Annotated in this window: 16 protein-coding genes, 1 tRNA gene and 1 pseudogene; 6 read left to right on the top strand and 12 right to left on the bottom strand. The window is 73.4% G+C overall.

The window, feature by feature from the left end; translation table 11 throughout:
• Positions 1 to 27 precede the first annotated feature (27 nt).
• The 3 genes and pseudogenes from AXW62_RS10960 to AXW62_RS45650 all read left to right on the top strand — a co-directional run.
• Complete coding sequence (locus tag AXW62_RS10960) at positions 28 to 624, top strand: ArsR/SmtB family transcription factor (protein ID WP_252368568.1); 597 nt, start codon at positions 28 to 30, stop codon at positions 622 to 624.
• A gap of 24 nt (positions 625 to 648) precedes the next feature.
• Positions 649 to 894: a hypothetical protein gene (locus AXW62_RS10955; RefSeq protein WP_060944331.1), complete on the top strand. Its 246-nt coding sequence runs from the start codon at positions 649 to 651 to the stop codon at positions 892 to 894.
• Position 895: 1 nt separating this feature from the next.
• Positions 896 to 1103: pseudogene (locus tag AXW62_RS45650) on the top strand (MFS transporter); the annotation flags it as partial.
• Positions 1104 to 1260: 157 nt separating this feature from the next.
• On the opposite strand, the gene AXW62_RS10950 reads toward AXW62_RS45650, so the two are convergent.
• The 10 genes from AXW62_RS10950 to AXW62_RS10905 all read right to left on the bottom strand — a co-directional run bounded on the left by AXW62_RS10950 (position 1261) and on the right by AXW62_RS10905 (position 10987).
• The gene (locus tag AXW62_RS10950) at positions 1261 to 2046 is read right to left on the bottom strand and encodes a S16 family serine protease (protein ID WP_060944330.1); all 786 of its coding nucleotides are present in this window, start codon (positions 2044 to 2046) and stop codon (positions 1261 to 1263) included.
• 263 nt (positions 2047 to 2309) lie between these two features.
• Positions 2310 to 2951 (bottom strand): IclR family transcriptional regulator, encoded by a 642-nt coding sequence (locus AXW62_RS10945; protein WP_030835907.1) that lies wholly within the window; start codon positions 2949 to 2951, stop codon positions 2310 to 2312.
• Between the two features lie 401 nt (positions 2952 to 3352).
• Entirely contained in the window at positions 3353 to 5149 is a 1797-nt protein-coding gene (locus tag AXW62_RS10940; RefSeq protein ID WP_067080462.1) for a DEAD/DEAH box helicase, read from the bottom strand.
• A gap of 110 nt (positions 5150 to 5259) precedes the next feature.
• Positions 5260 to 5634: a type II toxin-antitoxin system death-on-curing family toxin gene (locus AXW62_RS10935; RefSeq protein WP_060944329.1), complete on the bottom strand. Its 375-nt coding sequence runs from the start codon at positions 5632 to 5634 to the stop codon at positions 5260 to 5262.
• The gene (locus tag AXW62_RS10930) at positions 5634 to 5831 is read right to left on the bottom strand and encodes an Arc family DNA-binding protein (protein WP_060944328.1); all 198 of its coding nucleotides are present in this window, start codon (positions 5829 to 5831) and stop codon (positions 5634 to 5636) included. The genes AXW62_RS10935 and AXW62_RS10930 overlap by 1 nt, the downstream gene beginning before the upstream one ends.
• A gap of 32 nt (positions 5832 to 5863) precedes the next feature.
• Entirely contained in the window at positions 5864 to 7306 is a 1443-nt protein-coding gene (locus AXW62_RS10925; RefSeq protein ID WP_060944327.1) for an MFS transporter, read from the bottom strand.
• A gap of 615 nt (positions 7307 to 7921) precedes the next feature.
• On the bottom strand, positions 7922 to 9148 hold the full coding sequence (locus AXW62_RS10920; RefSeq protein WP_370682901.1) for a YeiH family protein: 1227 nt from the start codon (positions 9146 to 9148) through the stop codon (positions 7922 to 7924).
• Positions 9145 to 9714, bottom strand: a complete 570-nt coding sequence (locus AXW62_RS10915) for a cysteine dioxygenase family protein (protein WP_060944326.1) — start codon at positions 9712 to 9714, stop codon at positions 9145 to 9147. The genes AXW62_RS10920 and AXW62_RS10915 overlap by 4 nt, the downstream gene beginning before the upstream one ends.
• Positions 9715 to 9783: 69 nt before the next feature.
• Positions 9784 to 9987, bottom strand: coding sequence for a hypothetical protein (locus AXW62_RS10910; RefSeq protein ID WP_060944325.1), 204 nt, complete (start codon positions 9985 to 9987; stop codon positions 9784 to 9786).
• A gap of 94 nt (positions 9988 to 10081) precedes the next feature.
• Positions 10082 to 10987 carry a LysR family transcriptional regulator gene (locus AXW62_RS10905; RefSeq protein ID WP_060944324.1) on the bottom strand — a complete coding sequence of 302 codons (906 nt, stop codon included), beginning with the start codon at positions 10985 to 10987 and terminating at the stop codon, positions 10082 to 10084.
• A 172-nt stretch (positions 10988 to 11159) separates the two neighbouring features.
• Between AXW62_RS10905 and AXW62_RS10900 the strand changes: the two genes are divergently transcribed.
• From AXW62_RS10900 to AXW62_RS46645, 3 genes are all read left to right on the top strand, one after another.
• The gene (locus tag AXW62_RS10900; protein ID WP_060944323.1) at positions 11160 to 12038 is read left to right on the top strand and encodes an alpha/beta fold hydrolase; all 879 of its coding nucleotides are present in this window, start codon (positions 11160 to 11162) and stop codon (positions 12036 to 12038) included.
• A 159-nt stretch (positions 12039 to 12197) separates the two neighbouring features.
• Positions 12198 to 12272, top strand: a tRNA-Cys gene (locus AXW62_RS10895).
• Positions 12273 to 12686: 414 nt separating this feature from the next.
• The gene (locus tag AXW62_RS46645; RefSeq protein WP_370682900.1) at positions 12687 to 16940 is read left to right on the top strand and encodes a non-ribosomal peptide synthetase; all 4254 of its coding nucleotides are present in this window, start codon (positions 12687 to 12689) and stop codon (positions 16938 to 16940) included.
• A gap of 488 nt (positions 16941 to 17428) precedes the next feature.
• Here the strand turns inward: AXW62_RS46645 and AXW62_RS10885 are convergent, their stop codons facing one another.
• Both AXW62_RS10885 and AXW62_RS10880 read right to left on the bottom strand, forming a co-directional pair.
• A complete protein-coding gene (locus tag AXW62_RS10885) occupies positions 17429 to 19750 on the bottom strand; it encodes a xanthine dehydrogenase family protein molybdopterin-binding subunit (protein WP_060944321.1) in 2322 nt (773 codons plus the stop codon).
• The coding region (locus tag AXW62_RS10880; protein WP_252368567.1) for a (2Fe-2S)-binding protein at positions 19747 to 20870 on the bottom strand (1124 nt) is incomplete at its 5' end. The genes AXW62_RS10885 and AXW62_RS10880, both read right to left, overlap by 4 nt.

The following is a 20870-nucleotide window of genomic DNA, read 5'->3' as shown; positions in this document are numbered from 1 at the left end:
TTTCTTTGCATGCTTAGGCTGCCGCCCATGGCAGAAAACGAACAGCCTGCGTCCGACGATGTCCGGGTGCTCGACCCACGCTCCCTGCGCGGACTCGCGCATCCGCTGCGGATGCGCCTGCTCGGCGCGTTGCGCGAGTACGGACCGGCCACCGCGTCCCAACTGGCCGCCCGATTGGGCGAGTCGAGCGGTGCCACCAGCTACCACCTGCGGCAGCTGGCCACCCATGGCTTCGTCGAGGACGACCCGGAGCGGGGCAAGGGGCGGGAGCGGTGGTGGAAGGCGGTGCACAGGGGTCACCGGATGGGCTCCGACCGTTTCCTGGCCGACCCCGACCCGGCCGTACGGGGGGCGGCGAGCGCCGTGCTGCACGAAGTGGCCACCCTGCACACCGAGCAGATGTCCACCTGGCTGGGCACCCTGCACGGCTGGTCCGAGGATTGGCGGGGCGCCTGGGACATGAGCGACTTCCACCTGCGGCTCACTCCAGAACTCGCCCGCGAAATGCGCGACAAGGTTCACGAACTGATCGAGAGCTATCGCGAGAAGGCGGTGGATCCGGACACCGAGGGTTCCGCCCCGTACCGCGTGCATCTGCACGCCTTCCCGCGCGACGAAGACTGACCGATCCCTGGGGGGACCACACACATGCACGGCGACGACATCCACCTGTTGCTCCATCGCATACGCGCCGAGCGCCTGCGCGACGAGGCAGATGAGGCACACCGGGCACACCCAGCGTATCGGGCGCACCGGGCGCCCCACCGCCGCAGCCGCCCCGCCCGCGCCCGGGTGCTGCGGACCCGGCTCGGCTGGACGCTGGTGGAGGTCGGGCTGCGGCTGGCCACTCCGCGGCTGCCGCAGTCGGGTCTGACCGCCCGTTTCGACCACTGACGTGGGTTCCGACGACGCCGGAGACAGAGAGCGCCGGGCGGACGGCGGTGACCGAAGACCGCTCTTACTCGTCCTCGCCGCGAACACCGTCTCCATCGCGGGCAATTCCCTCACCTGATCCCGTCCCGTGGTTCGTCCTGGAGACCACGGGCAGCGCGGCCAAGGCCGGGTCCGTGTCCTTCTGCGCGACCCTGCTGGTGATCGTCTCCTGGTGGAGGGGATGGGGCTGACCGCCGCCTTCCTGGTGACGCGCGGGGTCTACTTCCTCACCGCGCTCAGCCCGCTGGTCTTCCCCGCCTGGCGCGGTATGGACGAGGGCGGCAGTAGGCAAGGGAGTGACGCCGGACAAGGGCGCGGCGGCGCCGCTCAGCAGTGCGGGACCGATCCGCCCGACCGCAGCGCCCGCAGAGCCGACACCGCACCCTTGAGGGTGGTGACGGGGATCAGCCGCAGCCCCTTGGGCAGTTCGGCCGTGGCGTCCGCGCATTCGGCCTTCGGCACCAGGAAGACCGTGGCGCCGTCCCGCTTGGCGGCCTGCGTCTTCAACGGGACCCCGCCCACGGCCCCGACCTTGCCCTTGGCGTCGATGGTGCCGGTGCCCGCGATCGTCCGGCCGCCGGTGAGATCGCCGCCGCGGCCGTCGCCGTCCAGTTTGTCGACGATGCCGAGGGAGAAAAGCAGCCCGGCGCTCGGACCGCCGATGTCGGCGAGGCGCAAGGTGACCTTGACGTCGCGCGGGGAGCGGTGGAGGTAGCCGAGCGCGGCGCTGGTGGCCGAGGACTGGGACTTCTCCATCTCCTTGATGTTGTGCCGCTCGATCTCCTTGGTGGTGCCGCCGACGTAGACCGAGTCGCGCGGCATGACGGCGCGGTCGGTGGCGAACCAGCCGCTGATCACGTCCTTCAGCCGCACGGTGGCGTCCGGGCCGGTCGCCACGATCGTCGTCATCCGCAGCTGTCCGGTGGTCTTGCGGGTACCGGCCCCCGAAACGCTGATCACCTGCTTGCCCCGGTCGGCGCCGAGGACGTTCACGGTCGAACCGGGCTGGGCCACGGTGAACGGCAGCGGCGCGAAGGCGGCCACCGCGAGCAGGGCGAGCACGGGCGCGGAGCAGAGCGCGAGGAGGCGGGCGCGGGGGGAGACGGCAGGCATGGTGCGAATCTAGTTGACCGCCGGGACGCACGAGGCGCCACCCCGGCCCCACGGGGCGCCATACCCGAGGGCCCCATACCCCGGTCCCCCGGTCCCCCGGTCCCCCGGGGCGCCGTCCCCCGTCCCCCGGGGCGCCACGCCCGGGGCCCGCCACCGTGCCCCGAACGCGCCTCACCCTGACCGTGCGGGCGCCCCGCGCCACACGCCCCGCGCCACACGCCACACGCCACACGCCCCGGGTGCCCCGCTTCCGCGGCGTGCGCTCAGCGCAGGGCGTCCGCGACCTCCCGGGCCGCGTCGACCACCCGCGGGCCGACCCGCTCCGGCACCGCGTCGCAGAGCATCACGACGCCGACGCTGCCCTCGATCCCCGTCACCCCGACGAGCGGGGCGGCCGCGCCGCTCGCGCCCGCCTCCAGTTCGCCGTGGGTGAGGGCGTACCCGGGGTCGTCGGGGCGACCGGCGCGGGCGGCGAGGATCGCGCGGCCGGCGGCGCCCCGGTCGAGCGGATGCCGGAAACCGGCCCGGTAGGCGACGTGGTAGTCGGTCCAGGTCGGCTCGACGACCGCGACGGCGAGGGCCTCGGTGCCGTCGACCAGGGTGAGGTGGGCGGTCGCGCCGACGTCCTCGGCGAGGGAGCGCAGCGCGGGCAGCGCCGCCTCCCGTACCAGCGGATGCACCTGGCGGCCGAGTTGCAGCACCCCGAGCCCGACGCGCGCCCGTCCGCCGATGTCCCGGCGGACGAGGGAGTGCTGCTCGAGGGTGGCCAGCAGCCGGTAGACCACGGTGCGGTTGACGCCGAGCTTGTTGGACAGCTCGGTCACGGTCAGCCCGTGGTCGGTGTCGGCGAGCAGTTTGAGGACGCGCAGTCCCCGGTCGAGCGTCTGAGAGGTCTCCGCGGTCACGACGCCCCCTCCTCGGTGATGAGTGGCGGCTCTTCGTGAGGTGCCCGCCGGTCCCGACGACGGCGCGCGAAGAGGCCGCCGGTCGCGGTGGTTACGCACCGGCTGCGCTCCGCGGCGGCGCTGCCACGGGGCGTGTGCGTGCCCGAACGCTAGCGAGCCGGTCCGTTTTGCGGAAGGGTCCGTCCAGAATCCGAGCGGAGCTGCCAACGGGAACCGCGGCAGGGCATCCCGAATCACCCGGTTTCGCCCCGTTTCGGGGCACGGGCATGCGACCGGTTGATGAAGTTTTCGAAAGGGGGTTGCGCGGGGCCGATCGCCCCGCGCCCGCTTCCCGTCCTCGGCGTGCCCGGTTCGGCGTGCCCGGTTCCCGTCCTCGGCGTGCGCGGTTCGGCGCGCCCGGTTCAGCGCATCCGCGTCGCCCACTCCTGGACCTTTTTGATCCGCTCGCGGATCTGCCCCGCCGTCGCCTCCGCGCTCGGCGGCCCGCCGCAGACCCGGCGCAGCTCGGTGTGGATCACGCCATGCGGTTTACCGCTCTGGTGGACGTACGCGCCGACCAGCGAATTGAGCTGTTTGCGCAGCTCCAGCAGCTCCTTGTGGGTGACCACCGGCCGCCGCTCCGCCGGGAGCTCCAGCAGATCCGCCTCCGCGTCCGGCTTCTTGCGGCTGTGCGCGATCTGCTTGGCCTGCCGCCGCTGGAGCAGCATCTGCACCTGATCGGGTTCGAGGAGCCCCGGGATGCCGAGGTAGTCCTGCTCCTCGTCGCTGCCCGGATGCGCCTGCATACCGAACTCGGCGCCGTCGTACAGCACCCGGTCGAAGACCGCGTCCGACTCCAGCGCTTCGAAGGGCAGCTGGTCCTGTTCGCCGGTGTCCTCGTCCTGCTGCTTCTCGGCCTCCTCGAGGAGTTTCTCCTCCTCCGCGTACGGGTTCTCCTCCTCGCCGTCCTTCTTCGGCTTGTCCAGGACGTGGTCGCGCTCGACCTCCATCTCATTGGCGAAGCCGAGCAGCATCGGGATGGTGGGCAGGAAGACGGACGCGGTCTCGCCGCGCCGCCTCGACCGTACGAAACGGCCCACGGCCTGGGCGAAGAAGAGCGGTGTGGAGATGGTGGTCGCGTACACCCCGACCGCCAGCCGGGGCACGTCCACCCCCTCCGACACCATGCGGACCGCGACCATCCAGCGGTCGTCGGAGTGGCTGAAGTCCTCGATCCGCTGGGAGGCCGCGGCCTCGTCGGAGAGGACCAGCGTCGCCTTGGTGCCGGTGATCTCGCGGATCAGCTTGGCGTAGGCACGGGCGGAGTCCTGGTCGGAGGCGATGACCAGGGCGCCGGCGTCCGGGATGCCCTTGCGGACCTCGGTCAGCCGCTGGTCGGCGGCGCGCAGCACGTTCGGCATCCAGTCGCCGCGCGGATCGAGCGCGGTGCGCCACGCCTGGGAGACGGCGTCCTTGGTCATCGGCTCGCCGAGCCGCGCCGCGATCTCGTCGCCCGCCTTGGTGCGCCAGCGCATGTTGCCGCTGTAGGAGAGGAAGATGACGGGGCGCACCACACCGTCGGCGAGCGCGTTGCCGTAGCCGTAGGTGTAGTCGGCGGAGGAGCGCCGGATGCCGTCGTTGCCCTCTTCGTAGGTGACGAAGGGGATGGGGTTGGTGTCGGAGCGGAACGGGGTGCCGGTGAGCGCGAGCCGCCGGGTCGCCGGTTCGAACGCCTCCAGACACGCCTCGCCCCAGGAGCGGGAGTCACCAGCGTGGTGGATCTCGTCGAGGATGACGAGCGTCTTGCGCTGCTCGATCCGGTTGCGGTGCAGCATGGGCCGGACACCGACGCCCGCGTAGGTCACGGCGACGCCGTGGTACTCCCGGCCCAGCGGACCCGCGCTGTACTCCGGGTCCAGCTTGATGCCGACCCGGGCGGCGGCCTCCGCCCACTGCTTCTTCAGGTGCTCGGTCGGCGCGACCACCGTCACCTGCTGGACGACGTGGTGGTGCAGCAGCCAGGAGGCGAGGGTCAACGCGAAGGTGGTCTTCCCGGCGCCGGGGGTCGCGACCGCGAGGAAGTCCCGCGGCTGCTCCTGGATGTACTTGTCCAACGCGCCCTGCTGCCAGGCGCGCAGCTTGCTCGCGGTACCCCAGGGGGCCCGCCCGGGGAAGGCGGGCGAGAGGTGATGGCTGGTGGAGGCGGCAGTAGTACTCACGGTCTCCGTCGGGCTGCTCGGCGAGGTCGATCGGGAACCGCGTCAGCCTACCGGTGCCGTCCTCACGCTTCGGGGGTACGGACGGGTACCACCCGAGGGTGGGATCAGACTCACATTCCGTTGGTGAACCGGGTCAGCCCTTCCGCGATCTTCGGCACGTCCAGTTCGCCCTGGCAGACGCTCAGCACGAAGCGCTCGGCCTCGTCGACGTCGAAGGCCGCGTTCAATGGGTGCCCGTTGATGTGGAGGAACACCCAGGTCGCGTACCAGGAGAGCCGCTTGTTGCCGTCCACCAGCGCGTGGTTGCGAGCCAGCGACTCCATCAACGCCGCCGCCTTCTGCCACACGTCCGGGTAGGCGTCCTGGCCGAACACGCTCGCCTGCGGACGGGCCAGAGCGGACTCCAGCAGCCCGTAGTCGCGCACGTCGCTCTCCCCGAGGCGTTCGGCGAGGTTCAGCAGCTCGGGGAGGGTGAGGTAGTGCATCAGGCGAGCCTCCGGTTGAGCTCTTCACTCACCCGCAATACATGGGCGGCGGCCTCGTCGAACAGCCGGGAGTGCTCGTTGATCGCAGCGATCACCGCGTCGTGGGCGAACGACTGCATGCTCCGGCCCTCCGCCTCCGCGCGCTTGCGCAAGGCGTCGAGTTCCTCGTCCGTGAAGCGTAGATTCAGCGCTGCCATGAGGCGATGGTACCGGGTGGTACCACGTGGTGCTAACGGATGTCGGACCGCAACCGCGTCGTCACCCACGCCCCCACCAGCGCCATCGCCGCCATCGCCGCGTAGACCGCGCCGAAGGCGGCCGGGTGGTGGGAGGCCGTGGCGCCGGTCTCGGTGATCGAGCCGCCGCCGAAGGCGACGAAGAGGACACCGCTGAGGCCGACCAGGGTGATGTTGCCGAGCGCGTCCGAGACCTGGAGGGAGGCGGAGTTGCTGCCCGCGTCCTCCGGGCGGGAGAGCTTCAGCAGCAGCACGCTCGCGCTGGAGATGGTCAGCCCCATCCCGTAGCCGCCGAGCACCCAGGCCACGGCCACGCTCCAGACCGGGACGGAGTCGGCGAGGACCAGGGGCACCGCGGCGATGGACACGGCGATGAGCAGCATGCCGAGGCCCATCAGCCGTTCGCGGTGCGGCTCCAGGCGGGGGCGGCTCTGGGTCCAGGAGCCCAGGGCCCAGGTGAGCCCGCCGCCGGTGAGGGAGAGACCGGCGGCGGTCGCGGACAGGCCGCGCTGGGTCACCAGCATCAGCGGGACGAAGCTCTCCGCCCCCAGGAAGGCGCCCGCCGCCACCCCGCGCAGCAGGATCACCGACGGCAGCCCGCGGGCGGCGCGGAAGGTGCCCTCGGGGAGCAGCCGCAGGACGCACGGGACGAGCAGGGCCAGCCCGGCGGCGGCCGGGACGAGGGAGAGCCAGGTGAGGTCCTGGCCCGCGTACTGGAGCAGCCCGGCGCCGGCCGCGACGGCGAGCGCCAGCAGGATGCGGCGGCGGTCCATGCCCGCGGAACGCTCGCCCGGGGGCAGCGCGCGCAGCGCGGGGAGCATCACCACGAGCGGCGGCAGCACCAGCACCGGTATGGCCAGGAACACCCAGCGCCAGCCCACCTGTTCGGTGACGGTCCCGGCCGCGAGCGGGCCGACGATGACCGGCAGCACCCAGGCGGCGGAGAAGGAGGCCAGGACGGCGGGTTGCAGCCGCCGCGGATAGGCGCGGCCGACCACGACGTACAGCGCGACGATCACCAGCCCGCCACCGATGCCCTGCACCGCGCGCCCGCCCACGAACAGCCACATCCGCTGCGCGGAACCGGACACCAGCAGCCCGGCGCCGAACGCCGCGATCCCGGTGAACAGCGGTGCCGACGGCCCCTTGCGGTCACACCACTCCCCCGACAGCGCCATCGCGAACAGGCTCGCGGTGAAGTAGGCGGAGAAGGCGTACGCGTAGAGCTCGACCCCGTCCAGCGCGCGGGCCGCGACCGGCATCGCGGTGTTGACCGCGCTCGCCTCGAAGGCGATGAGGGAGACGACGGTGACGATGCCGAGGGTGAGGGCGCGATAGCGGCGCCCCAGGACGGTGTCGTCGTCGGGGGGCGCGGGGGACGTCGCCGGGGTGTCCGTGACGGCGGCGTCGGCGTCACGGGGGTCGAGAGCGGTCATGGCGACAGGGTAAGAGGCGTCCATCGGGTTCACACCTGTCGCGGGGCGGAACCGCGCTCGGCCGTTGGCCCTAGGCACGCCCAGGGGCCCGTCTCGTGCGCGGCGTGCGGCGTGCGGCGTACGGCATGCGGCGGGCGGCGGGCGGCCCGTGCCGTGGGGCCCGGCCGCGTAAGGCTGTCCGACGCGGGGGCGCGGGGTGCGGCTTCGCGGGGTGCGGCGTGCGACTTCGCGGGGCGCGACGCCGCGGGGTGCGGCTTCGCGGGGTGCGGCGCCGCACCGCGAGACCCGGCGGCGTACGGCCCGGCGGCTGCGCAACGTACAGCCCCGCACCGCAAGCCCTGGCGACATATGGCCCGGCGGCGCGCGGCCCGCACCGCAAGACCCGGCGGCGTACAACGCGCCGCAAGGCCCGGCAACCTACAGCTCTGTGCCGGAGAATCCCGCAACCCACAACCTCGCGCCGCGACACCCCGCGCCGCGAGCCCCCCTGCGCCCCCGCACCACAAGATCCGCCCCGCGCAACCCCGCCTCGTAAGACCGGGCAACCTACAGCCCCACGCCACAAGACCCCGCGCCGCGAGGCCCCCACGCCCCGGGCCCCCGTGCCCTGAACCACTACGTGGTGAGCAGAACGCCGCCGTACGAGGCGCCCGCGATCACCACCCATGCGCACAGCCCCAGCGCGGCGACCCGGGCCCCGGTGCGGGAGAGGGAGGGGAGGTGGACGGCGCTGCCGAGGCCGAAGAGCGCGGCGGCGAGGAGGAGTTCCTGGGCCGTGGCGGCGGCGTCGAGCGCGGCGGTGGCCAGGATCCCCGTACTGCGCAGGGCGGTCATCGCGAGAAAGCCGAGGACGAACAGCGGCACCAGCGGGGGCCGCCGCCGCGTCGCCCCCTCGGCCCGCGCCCCCACGGCCCGGGGCTCCGTGGCCCGCGCCCCCTCGGCCCGCGCCCCCACGACCCGGGGCTCCGTGGCCCGCGTCCCCTCAGCCCTGGGCTCCGTGGCCCGCGCCCCTTCGGCCTCTGATCCGTCGGCCTCCGTCCCCGTGGCCCGCGTCCCTTTGGCCCGCACCCTAACGGCGGTCGCGAGCGCCGCGACCAGCGGGGCGAGCAGGGCCACCCGTACCAGCTTGACCAGCACCGCGTCGCCCAGCGCGGTCGGCCCGGCGGTCTGCGCGGTCGCCACGACCTGGCCCACGTCATGCACGCTCGCCCCCACCCACCGGCCGAACGCCGCGTCGTCGAGCCCCAAGGGGTGCTGGAGCAGCGGCAGGACGGCTATCGCGAGCGTGCCGCACAGCGTCACCAGCGCGACGGAGGTGGCCACGTCGCGTTCGTCGCTGTCCGACACCTCGCTCACCGCGCCGATCGCGGACGCCCCGCAGATCGAGTAGCCCGTGGCGATGAGCAGCGGCTGGTCACCGCACAGCCCCATCCGGCGGCCGAGCCACCAGGTGCCGCAGAAGGTGGCCGCGACCACGCCCAGGACCATCGCCACGGTGGCCCAGCCGAGGCCCAGCACGTCGTCCAGGCTGAGCTTGAGCCCGAGCAGCACGATGCCCAGGCGCATCAGCCGCTTCCCGGCGAAGGAGAGCCCGGCGCGGCAGACGCCCCGAACGAGTCCGCGCGCCCCCGGCAGGTGTGCGGCGACGATGCCCAGCACCACGGCGGCGGTCAGCAGGGGCACGGCGGGGAACAGCCGGTGGACGGTCCAGGCCGCCGCGACCCCGGCCGCGGCCAGCCCCAGCCCGTACGCCGTGGCGGGTGGCCGCCAACCGGTCGCCTGCCTCGCCTGTCTCGACTTCCTCGCTTGCCTCGCCCGCCCGCGCGCCGCGGTCAGCGTCACCGGCCGTCCGCCGTCGGCAGCTCGTAGACCCGCCGGACGCTGCTGCCCAGGCGGGCGATGTCCGCGCCGTAGATGTGGAGGGAGATCGCCTTTGTCCCGCAGGCGTTCCACACCCTGTGGATATCTCCGGGCGGCGCGAACCCGCACACCGCACCGCGCGGGTTGACCACGTCCTCCACCGCGATCAGCCGCGAGCCCGGCCCGTCCGGGACGAGGCGGTAGCGGCGCTCGTGCTCCTCGCCCTCGTGGACCCCGGTCACACACCAGGACACATGGTCATGGATCGCCGTGCGCTGGCCGGGCAGCCACACCAGGGCGACGATCGAGAAGCTGCCGTCGGGTTCGGCGTGCAGGATGTGCTGGCGGTAGTGGTCGGGATCGCCCTCGCGCTGCTCGGGGGTGAGCAGATCGGCGGCGCCGAGGTGGGGCGCGAGCCGTTCGCCCACCAGATAGGCGGTCACATCGGGCGCCAGCCCCCGTCCGACGGCCTCGCGGACATCGTCGACGAACGCGCTGAGGCGTGCGGTGAGGAGGCGGGAGGACGGATACGCGGTCGGGGTGGTCATAGCCGCAGGGTCCTGCCGCCCACTCCATCACGTCCAACGACAGGTTGTTGAGCGGTCCCCAAGCCCCGCTTATGGCTGAGCGGCGCCCGGGCCCAGCATCCGCACCGATCCGCTCAGCGTCCGACCCGGCTCGCTCAGCAACCGCACCGACTCGCTCAGCAACCGCACCGACTCGCCCAGCAACCGCACCGGCTCGCCCAGCGTCCAAACCAATCCGCTCAGCAACCGCACCGGTCCCCCCAGCAACCGCACCGACTCGCCCAGCATCCCCATCAGGCGGTCAGCATCCGCGCCAAGGGGCTCAACCTCCGCAGCAAGGCGCTCAGCATCCGCACCGAGTCGGTCAGCATCTCGCTGCCCGAGCCGCTCAGCAGCCGACCCGGTTCCCGGCCACCGTCCTCAGCTCCTCCAGCACCCGCGCGGTGGCGGGGATCTCCAGGTGTTCGCGCAGCACGTACGCCGAGACATGGCGGCGCGAGGCGGGGTCCAGGGCGCGCCCGGTGACCTTCTGGTGGCACAGGAACGAGAGCACCAGCCCCGGCATCATCGCCACGCCGAGCCCCGCCGCGACCATGCTCTGCACCACCAGGTTGTCGTCGGTGGTGAAGGCGATGTCCGGGGCGAAGCCCTGCTCGGCGCATTCGTGCAGGAAGTTGGCGCGGCACCGCAGGCACCCCGCGATCCAGCGTTCCTCGCTCAGCTCGGCCAGCTTGACCGCCCGCCGCCTGGCCAGCGGATGCCCGGTCGGCAGCAACACCGTCAGCTGGTCCTCCAGCAGCGGGATCTCCACCAGCTCGGCGGGGGTCTCCTCGCGCAGCCCGGGATAGGTGAAGGCGAGGGTGATGTCGCACTCCCCGCGCACCACCCGCCCCAGCGACTCCGGCGGTTCGCCCTCCAGCAGCTCCACCCGCACCCCCGGATGGGTGGCGGCGAGCCGGGCCATGGCCTCGGGGATGAGGGTCGCGTTGGCGCTGGGGAAGGCACAGACCCGCACCCGGCCCGAACGCAGCCGGGTGATGGCGTTCATCTGCTGCTGGGCGGTGGAGATGCTCGTCAGGATGGTGTCGGCGTGGCGGGCCAGGGTCTCCCCCGCCTCGGTGAGCCGCATCCCCCGGCCGACCCGGATGAACAGCGGACTGCCGACGGCCCGCTCCAGCGCCTTCATCTGCTGGGTGATGGCCGGCTGGGTGTAGCCGAGGGCGCGGGCGGCCCCGGAGTAGGAGCCGGAGCGGACCACCTCGTGGAACGTCTTGATGTGCCGGGAATCGAACACACTCGCATCATAGAACGACATCCATAAGCACGATTTGGGGCAGCCCAAGATCACCCCAAGCAGCGCTTCGGCATCACCCGTCCCGACGTGCCCGCACGCCCCGCCCGGTCCGGTGCATGACGCCACACGGTCAAGCACGGTCGGGGCGGCGATGCTGGGGCAAGCTGACCCCATGCCGCACTACACCTCGTACGACGAAACCGAGCTGGCCTACCGCGTCCTTCCGGCCCGGGACGGCTCCGCGGGACCGCCGCTGATCTGCCTGGCGGGCGGGCCGGGGCGGGACGCCGCGTACCTGGGCGACCTCGGCGGGCTGAACGCCCGTCACACGCTCGTCATCCCCGACAGCCGCGGCACCGGGGACTCCCCGCCCGCCGCCGACGCCTCCGGCTACGCCTTCCCGGGACTCGCCGAGGACCTCGAGGCGCTCCGCCGCCATCTGGGCCTCGACCGCTTCGCGCTGCTCGCCCATGACGCGGCCGCCGCGACCGCCCAGGCGTACGCGGCCGCCCACCCCGAGCGGCTCAGCCTGCTGATCCTGGTCTGCCCCGGCGCCCGGCTCCAGGGCGAACTCCCCGAGGACGCCTGGGAGATCTTCGAATCCCGCTCCGGCGAACCCTGGTGGCAGGATGCGTACGCGGCGGTGCGGCTGCTCCCCGACACCACCGACCCCGCCGAGGTGCGCCGGCTGCTGCTGCGGGCCGCCCCCATGGCGTACGGCCGCTGGGACGAGCCCCAGCGGGCCCACGCCGAGAGCGAGGGCGAGCAGCTGGGGCCGGTGGCGCGGGCCGGTTTCTGGCAGGGCGTCGACGAGGCGGGGCGGCGCGCGGTGCTGGCCCGGCTGCGCGAGGTGCCGTGCCCGGTGCTGGTGATCACCGGCGACCGGGACGCGGTGACCGGGATGCGGGCCGGTGAGCTGGTCGCCGAGTCCTTCCCGGACGGGCGGGTGCGACCGCTGCGCGGGGCGGGCCACTACCCGTGGGTCGACGAGCCGGACCTCTTCCGTCCGGCGGTCGAGGACTTCCTGGCGCACCACCCCGCCCAACCGTGAACCGGGGCGCGGCACCCCGGTCGCGGGCGGTGCCGCCGGGCGGCGCGGGCGGGCGCGCCCGGCGACCATGAACGCGGTGTGTCAGTCGTATGGCGGCCACCGCCGATCCGTTGTCCCCGCCCCGCCCCCGCCCTATCGTCGAGGACACAGCACGACACCGGCCGTGTGCCCGAGTGGTTCAGGGGCTCGACTGCAAATCGAGTTACGTGGGTTCGATTCCCGCCACGGCCTCCACACACCCCGCGCGGGCGCCTCCTTCGGCGCCCGCGCGTCGCGTTTGCGGCCCGGTGAACCCCCGGACGCCCTCCGGTGAACCCCCGGACGCCCTCTGGACACGCGGCGGCGTGAGGCGCATGCTCGGACCCGGATCACTGAAATCACTACCGGAAAAGCGACAGAGTTCGTTTATCGGGCGCGCCGGAATGACTCTTTCACGCGGTCGCCACCGAGTCGCCACCAAACGGTTTCGAATCCTCCGCAACTTGTGAAGATTTCCGGGCCACCAGTTAAGATCGCGCCAACTGCCCTGGTACGCCCGCCACCCCGCGCGGTTCCTCTCTTAAAGTCGAAGTGGCGCCTGCGACCATCCCTCCGCGGCAGCCAGGCATTTTTGTTTCGACCACCTTTCCTGTCCCATATGGGGGAATCTTGCAGTCCGATGCCAGGGGTATCCGCCTCCCGCTGTCGACCAGTCAGAGTGAAATCTGGCTCGGCCAGCAAATGACACCGGAGAGCACCCGCTTCCGGGTGGGCGAGTACCTGGAAATCCATGGCCCGATCGATCGGGAGCTGTTCGAATCGGCGCTCCGCCGGGCAGTCGCCGAAACCGAGCCGTACAACACGCGTTTCGGTGAGGACGGCGGGGTGCCGTGGCAGGTTCTGGAGCCGGTTACCGCATGGGAGTTGCCGTTTTTCGACGTCAGCGGCGAGGCGGACCCCCGGGGGGCGGCCGAGCGGTGGATGCGGGAGGAGATGACCCGGCCGACCGATCTCACCCGCGCCCCGCTGTTCGCCTTCGCCCTGTTCCGCCTGGGTCCGGAGCGGTTCGCCTGGTACCAGGCACCGCACCACATCGTGACGGACGCCGCGGGGGCGGCGCTCACCGCCCGGCGGGTGGCGGAGCTCTACACGGCGTACGCGTCGGGGGCCGACCGGGATCCGTGCGAGGCGGCGCCGGGAATCGGGCGCGGCTCTTTGCGGGAGATGCTCGAATGGGATGAGAAATACCGCGCGTCGGAAGATTTCACCAGGGACAGAGAGTATTGGATGCAGCGGTTCGGGGATTGCCCGGAACCAGCTCGGCTTTCCGGACGTCCAAGCAAGAATCTGCGCGACTTCCGGCGTGAGACCGCGTATCTGACGGAGGAGGAAGCGACCGGGCTGCGCGCTGCCGCGCGAAAGGCGGGCACCCACTGGTCCGCCCTGATGATCGCGGCGACCGCGGCTTATCTGCACCGGATGACCGGGAAGCGGGACATCATCCTCACCCTCCCGGTATCGGCCCGTACCGACGCCGCGATGCGGGCGCACCCCGGCATGTTCGCCAATGTCGCCCCGCTGCGTCTCGACGTCAGTCCGCATATGCGGGTGCGGGATCTCATCCGGCAGGCTTCGAAGGAGATGCGGAAGGCGCTGCGGCATCAGCGCTACCGCCGTATCGACATGGTGCGGGATCTGCATCTCCCCGATGGGGGCAACAGTTTCCTGGGGCCCCACGTCAACATCATGTCCTTCGAATACGATTTCGACTTCGCCGGACATCGCGTCACCGCCCACAACATCTCGAACGGGCTGGTCGAGGACCTGTCGATCATGGCCTACGACCGGTCCGACGGCACGGGCATCCGCATCGACCTCAACGCCAACGCGGACCTCTACAGCGACGAGGACCTGGCCGCCCACCGGGCCCGCTTCCTGGGACTGGTGCACGCGTTCGCCGACGCCTCGGACCCCGAGCGCACGGTCGGCGGCATCGAGCTGCTGACCGCCGAGGAACGGGCGCGGGTGCTGGCCTGGAGCGGCCACCGGAGCACGGAGGGGACCGCGAACGGGAGCGCGTACGGGGCAGGGAACGGGAGCACGTACGGGGCGGGGAACGGGAGCGCGTACGGGGCTGAGAACAGGGCCGGGAACGCGGCCGAGAACGGGGCCGGGGACAGGCGTGCGTACGGGGGCGCGGCCCCGCGCACGCCCGTGGCCCCGGACCTCCCGGCCGCCACCCTCCCCGACCTGTTCGCCGCCCAGGCCGCCCGCACCCCCTCGGCGGTGGCGGTGAGCGACGGCGAGACCTCCCTCACCTACGCCGAGCTGAACCGCTCCGCGAACCGCCTGGCGCATCTGCTGATAGCCCGGGGCGCGGGCCCCGAACGGCTCGTCGCCCTCGCCCTCCCCCGGTCGGCCGACCTGATCGTCGCCGTGCTCGCCGTGCTCAAGTCCGGGGCCGGATACCTCCCCCTGGACCCCGGCTACCCGCGTGAGCGCCTGGAGCTGATGCTCCAGCAGGCCGGTCCCGCCGCCGTCATCACCACCCGCGACCTGGCCGGGACCCTGGCGCGCACGGCGCCCGCCCGGCTGCTGCTGGACGATCCGGACACTCTCGCCGCCCTCGCCGGACAGCCCGAGGACGACCCCACCGACGAGCGGCGCACCGCGCCCCTGTCCCCCGAGCACCCCGCCTACACCATCTTCACCTCCGGCTCCACCGGCACCCCCAAGGGCGTCGTCGTCACCCACCGGTGCGTGATCCGGCTCTTCGGCGCCACCGACGGCTGGTTCCGGTTCCGCGCCGACGACGTGTGGACCATGTTCCACTCCTACGCCTTCGACTTCTCGGTCTGGGAGATCTGGGGCCCGCTGCTGCACGGTGGCCGTCTGGTGGTCGTCCCGCACGCGATCAGCCGCTCCCCCGACGCGTTCCTGCGCCTCCTGGCGGACGAGCGGGTCACCGTGCTCAGCCAGACCCCCTCCGCCTTCCAGCAGCTGATCCACGCGGACCGGGAGGACCCCGGGACCGGAGCGCGGCTCACCGCCCTGCGCGCCGTCGTCTTCGGCGGCGAGGCGCTGGACCTGCGGCGCCTGGAGGACTGGTACGAGCGGCACCCCGACACCGCCCCGGTCCTGGTCAACATGTACGGGATCACCGAGACCACCGTGCACGTCACCTACCGCGCGCTGGACCGCGAGGCCGCCGCGACCCTGCCCGGGAGCGTCGTCGGCACCGGCATCCCGGACCTGCGGGTCCATGTGCTGGACGGGGCGCTGCGCCCGGCCGTGCCGGGGACCACCGGTGAGATGTACGTGTCGGGGCCCGGCCTCGCCCGCGGCTACCTGAACCGTCCGGGCCTGACGGCGGAACGATTCGTCGCCGACCCGTTCGGCGCCCCCGGCGACCGGATGTACCGCACCGGCGACCTGGCCCGGTGGACCGCCGACGGAGAGCTGGAGTACCTCGGCCGCGCCGACGACCAGGTCAAGATCCGTGGCTTCCGGATCGAGCTGGGCGAGGTCGAGGAGGCGGTGCGGTCGCTCCCCGGCGTGGAACGGGCGGTGGTCGTCGCACGCGAGACCCGGCCCGGGGACAAGCAGCTCGTCGCCTACGTCGTCCCGGACGACGCGCGGGGCGCCGACGGCGGCGAGGCCCTGGATTCCGCCGGAGTCCGCCGCGCGGTGGCCCGCCGGCTGCCCGACCACATGGTCCCGGCCGCCGCCGTGATCCTGGACGACCTGCCGCTCACCGAGACCGGCAAGGTCAACCGCCGGGCCCTGCCCGCCCCCGACCTCACCGGCGCCGCCGCCTCGCGCGCACCGCGCACCGCACGCGAGCGGGCCCTGTGCGGGCTGTTCGCCGAGGTGCTCGGCCTGTCCACGGTCGGCATCGACGACGGCTTCTTCGAACTCGGCGGCCACTCGATGCTCGCGGCCCAGCTCGTCTCCAAGGTCCGCGCCGCGCTCGGCGTTTCCCTGGAGGTCCGTACCCTCTTCGAGGCGTCGACCGTCGCCCGGCTCGCCGAGCGCCTCGACGAGGACCGGGCGGCCGGGGACCGTGCGGTGGAGCACGGCCTGGACCCGCTGCTGCCGCTGCGCGCCCAGGGGCGGCTCACCCCGCTGTTCTGCGTCCACCCCGGCGGCGGCCTCGGCTGGCTCTACACCGGTCTGCTGCGCCACCTCCACCCCGAACGCCCGGTCTACGCCCTCCAGTCGCGCGGGCTCCAGGAGGACGAGATCCTGCCCGCCAGCGTGGAGGAAATGGCCGCCGACTATCTGCGGCAGATCCGCGCGGTCCAGCCCGAGGGCCCGTACCACCTCCTCGGCTGGTCCTTCGGCGGTCTGGTGGCGTACGCGATGGCGACCCAGCTGCAGGGCGCGGGCGAGCGGGTCGGCGTGCTGTCGATCCTCGACGCCTATCCCGACAACCAGTGGGAGTTCGGGCTGCCCGACTACAGCAAGCGCGAATGGCTGGGCATGCTGCTGGAGAGCCTGCGGGGCGGCGACATCATCATCCCGTGGGCCGGGGAGCGGGAGGTGCCCGGCGAGACCGCCGGGCTGCCGGAGCGGGACGCCGATGAACTGGCGGCCGACCTCGTCCGCGAGTCCGGTCTGCCCGCGCGGCTGCTCGCGGGCCAGGTCACGTTCCCGCTGCTGGACATCATGCGCAGCGACATCGAGCTGACGAAGAAGTTCCGCCCGGACCGGTTCACCGGCGATCTGCTGCTGTTCGCGGCGGAGTACGAGACCCCCGGCTTCCCGCGTCCGGCGCACACCCCCGAATCGTGGCAGCCGTATCTGGACGGCACGGTGCGGGTCCACCACGTGCGCGCACAGCACCACCACATGATGCGCCAGGAGCACGTGGCCCACATCGGCCCGGTCGTGGCGGCGGCGCTCGACGAGGCCGACGCCTGACGACGCGGCGGGGCCGGGCGGGACCTCTCGGGGCCACCCCGCCCGGCCCCGGTGGCGGCCCCGGTGGCTGCCGCGGTCGGCCCCGGTGGCGGCCCGCGGTCGGCACGGCCCCGGGTCCGCCCGCCGGTGGAGCAGGGCCTGTCGTCAACGGGGAGCGCCCCGCTCCCGGGCCCGGCACGGCACCTCGCCGCGCTGCCACACCGCCCACGTACACCCAGTACGCCCCGCACGAGCGCGGCGGGCGCACGGGCACGGCACCTCGCCGCGCTGCCACACCGCCCACGTACACCCAGTACGCCCCGCACGAGCGCGGCGGGCGCACGGGCACGGCACCTCGCCGCATTGCCACATCACCCACGAACACCCAGTACGCCCCGCACGAGAGCGGCGCTCCGCCGTGCGGCGCTCCCCCGGCTACCGCCGGGAGGTGCGGGAGGTGCCCCCGCGCCGGACGCCGCTCGCGGCCGGACACTCCCTCGGCGACAGACCTAGGCGCGGTTGACGACCGCCGCCTGGGGGCGGATCGGCAGGCGGTTGACCGGGCGGCCGGTGGCCGCGCGGACCGCCGCCGCCACCGCCGCCGGAGAGGTGACCACCGGCACCGCGCTGGCCGCCTTGGCGCCGAACGGGGCCACCACGTCCCGTTCCTCGACCAGTTTGACGATGCGGATGTCGGGCACGTCCAGGGCGGTCGGCAGGGCGTAGCCGGTCAGGTCGGGGTGCCGGACCACACCGCGCGAGGTGCGCAGGTTCTCGGTGAGCGCCGCGCCGATGCCCTGGGCGATGCCCGCCTCGATACGGGCCCTGAGCTGACGCGGGTTGAGCACCCGGCCCACGTCCTGGGCCACCGTCATGTCGACCACCCGCACCGCGCCGATCTCGATGTCCACGTCCACCACGGCACGCACCGCGCAGTAGGCGAGCCCGACGAAGGCGTCCCCCTGGCCGGTCTCGTCCAGCGGCTCGGTGGGGTGCGGACGGCACTGGGCGGTGGCCCACAGCTCCTTGCCCTCCAGCGCCTCCTCGACGGTGGTGCTGAGCACCCCGTCATACGAGGTGATCTTGCCGTCGGCGATGGTGAGCAGCTCGGTCGACATGCCGAACTTGTGCGCGAGGGGCTGCAACAGCTGGGTGCGGACCATCTTCGCGGCGCGCTCGACCGCACCCCCCGAGACCCAGGTGTGGCGGCCGCGCGAGGCGGGCCCGGCCGGGGGCTGGTCGGTGTCGATGGGCGCCACGTGGACCTCCTCGATGCCGAGGACGTCCTGGACGATCTGGCGGGCCAGGGTGGTGAAGCCCTGCCCGGTCTCCACGGCCGCGCAGATCACGGTGGCCACCGGGCCGGTGACCTTGACGGTCGCGGTGGAGACCTCGTCGGCCCCCTCGGCACCGAGCATATGGACCATGCCCAGCGCGTAGCCGACCCCGCGCCGCACCGCGGCCGGGTCGCCCGCGCCCTCCAGGCCGCCGGGCAGCAGCCACTCCTCCTCGGGATCGTCCTCGGGGAGCGGGGGCAGCGGGGCGTCCCTTACGGCCTGCAGCAGTTCGGCGACCGGGGCCGGGCAGGTGACGGTCTGTCCGGTGGGCAGCAGATCGCCGGTCGCCATCACATTGCGCATCCGGATCTCGGCGGGGTCGAGTCCGAGCTTGGCCGCCAGCTTGTCCATCTGGCCCTCGTACGCGGCGCATACCTGCATCGCGCCCTCGCCCCGGACATGGCCGGAGGGCGGGTTGTTGGTGCGCACCGCCCAGCCCTCGATGAAGGCGTGCGGGACGACGTAGGGGCCGCAGGCGAAGGAGACGGCGGCGGCCAGCGTGTCCGCCGAGGAGTCCGCGTAGGCGCCGGCGTCCAGCAGGATCTGCGCCTCGACCTTGACCAGCTTGCCCTGGGCGTCCGCGTGGTGGCGGTAGCGCAGCAGGGTGGGGTGGCGGTGGGCGTGGCCGAGGAAGGACTCCTCGCGGGTCGCGGCGAGCTTCACCGGATGGCCGGTGCGCAGCGCCAGCAGCCCGAGCGGCAGTTGCATCCCCGGGTCCTCGCGCTCGCCCATGGCGCCCGGCACACCGGTGACGACGACCTTCACCCGCTCCGGCTCCAGGCCGAAGCAGGCGGCGGCCAGGTCCCGGTCGGCGTGCGGATCGGTGGAGGCGGTGTAGATCTCCACGCCGCCGTCGGGGCGCGGCACCGCCAGACCGGCCTCGGCGCCGATGGGCGCCGGGTCCTGGCGGCCGATGCGGTACAGCCCCTCGACGATGACCTCGCCGACCACCTCGGGGTCACCGAAGGACAGCGGGATATGGCGGACCAGATTGCCGTCGGGGTGCAGCGGCTCGGCGGAGAACGCCTGCTCGGGGTCGGTGACCGGCTCCAGCACCTCGTACTCGACGGCGATGGCGGCGGCCGCCAGCCGGGCCGTGTCGGGGTGGTCGGCGGCGACCGCGGCGATCGGCTCGCCGTGGTGGCGGACCAGGTCCTTCGCGAAGACCGGGCGGTCGGCGACCCGGCGGCCGTGGGAGGCGTCGCCGGGCACGTCGGCATGGGTCACCACGGCCCGTACGCCCGGCATCTCGGCCGCCTGCGCGGTGTCGATGGAGACGATGCGGGCGTGCGGGTGCGGGGAGCGCAGCACGGCGGCCCACAGCAGCCCCTCGGCCCACAGGTCGGCCGCGTACGGGAAGGTGCCCGAGGCCTTGGCCGCCGAGTCGGCGGGCTGCAGGGACACGCCGAGGCCCATCCCGGCCGGGGGCTGGACGGGCGTACCGGCGGCGGGGGTGGCGGTGACGGCGCCCGCGCCGTCCGCGATTCCGGTCATGCCGATGCCCTTCCGCTACCGCTTCCGTTGACGCTCCCGCTGCCGGTGGTGCCGTGTGGTCCCGCCTGGTGCGGGATGCGGGCCGGGTCCTGGTGGGCGTCGTCGGGGCCACCGTCCTCCGCCGCCCCCGCCGCCTCGGCGGCCTCGCGCGCCGCGACGACCTCACGGACCGCGTCGAGGACCCCCCGGTAGCCGGAGCAGCGGCAGAGGTTGCCGGAGATCGCCTGGCGGGTCTCCTGGTCGGTCGGGGAGTGGTTGCCCTCGAGGAGGTCGTGCACGGTCATCGCGAGCCCGGGTACGCAGAAGCCGCACTGCACCGCCCCGCACTCGGCGAGCGCCCGCTGGACGTCGGAGGGCCGGCCGTCGGTGGCCAGGCCCTCGACGGTGCGGACCTCGCTGCCCGCGGCGGTGGCGGCGGGCACCAGGCAGGAGGCGACGAGCCGCCCGTCGACCTGGACCGAGCAGGCCCCGCACTCGCCCTGCGAGCAGCCGTCCTTGGCCCCGGCGAGGCCGAGCCGCTCCCGCAGGACGTAGAGCAGCGACTCGCCGATCCACACGTCGGTGACGGGACGGTCGGCGCCGTTGACGTGGAGCACGTAGGAGGCGAGCGGATGCTCGCTGTGGCTCGGGAACTGCTCGGCGGCCGGTCCGGGGGGCTCGGCCTCGGCGGGACCGGGGTCGGGAAGGGGCTCCACGGGGGCGTCAGCGGCCTCGGGAGCGTCCTGCGGGGTCTCGGCGGGGGCGGGCGCCCCGGCGGCCTCAGCGGCGGCCGTGAACTCGCCCTCGGCCGCGGCCGGTTCGGGCTCGGCCACCGCCTCGGCGGGCCCGGGCTCCGCGACCGCCGGTTCGACGGACCCGGGCTCGGCGACCGCCGGTTCCGCGGACGGCTCGGGCTCGGCGGTCACGGGTGCGGCGGACACCGGCTCGGTGTCGTCCGGCGCCGTCCCGGCGGGGGCCTCGGCGGCGTCCCGGCCGTCGGCGGGGGCCTCGGTGTGGGCCGCGCCGTCCTCGGGGCCGGGGTGCGGGGCGTGCGCGTGCGTGTCGCCCGCGAACGGGTCGCCCGCGAACTCGCCGTGCCAGCCCGCCTCCTGGGTCGCCCCCGGCGCCGCGGTGCCGTGCG

Source organism: Streptomyces hygroscopicus subsp. hygroscopicus (genome assembly GCF_001553455.1).
Taxonomy (GTDB): Bacteria; Actinomycetota; Actinomycetes; order Streptomycetales; family Streptomycetaceae; genus Streptomyces; species Streptomyces hygroscopicus.
The sequence above is the reverse complement of the archived record's forward strand: the minus strand, read 5'-3'. Positions and strand labels throughout refer to the sequence as shown.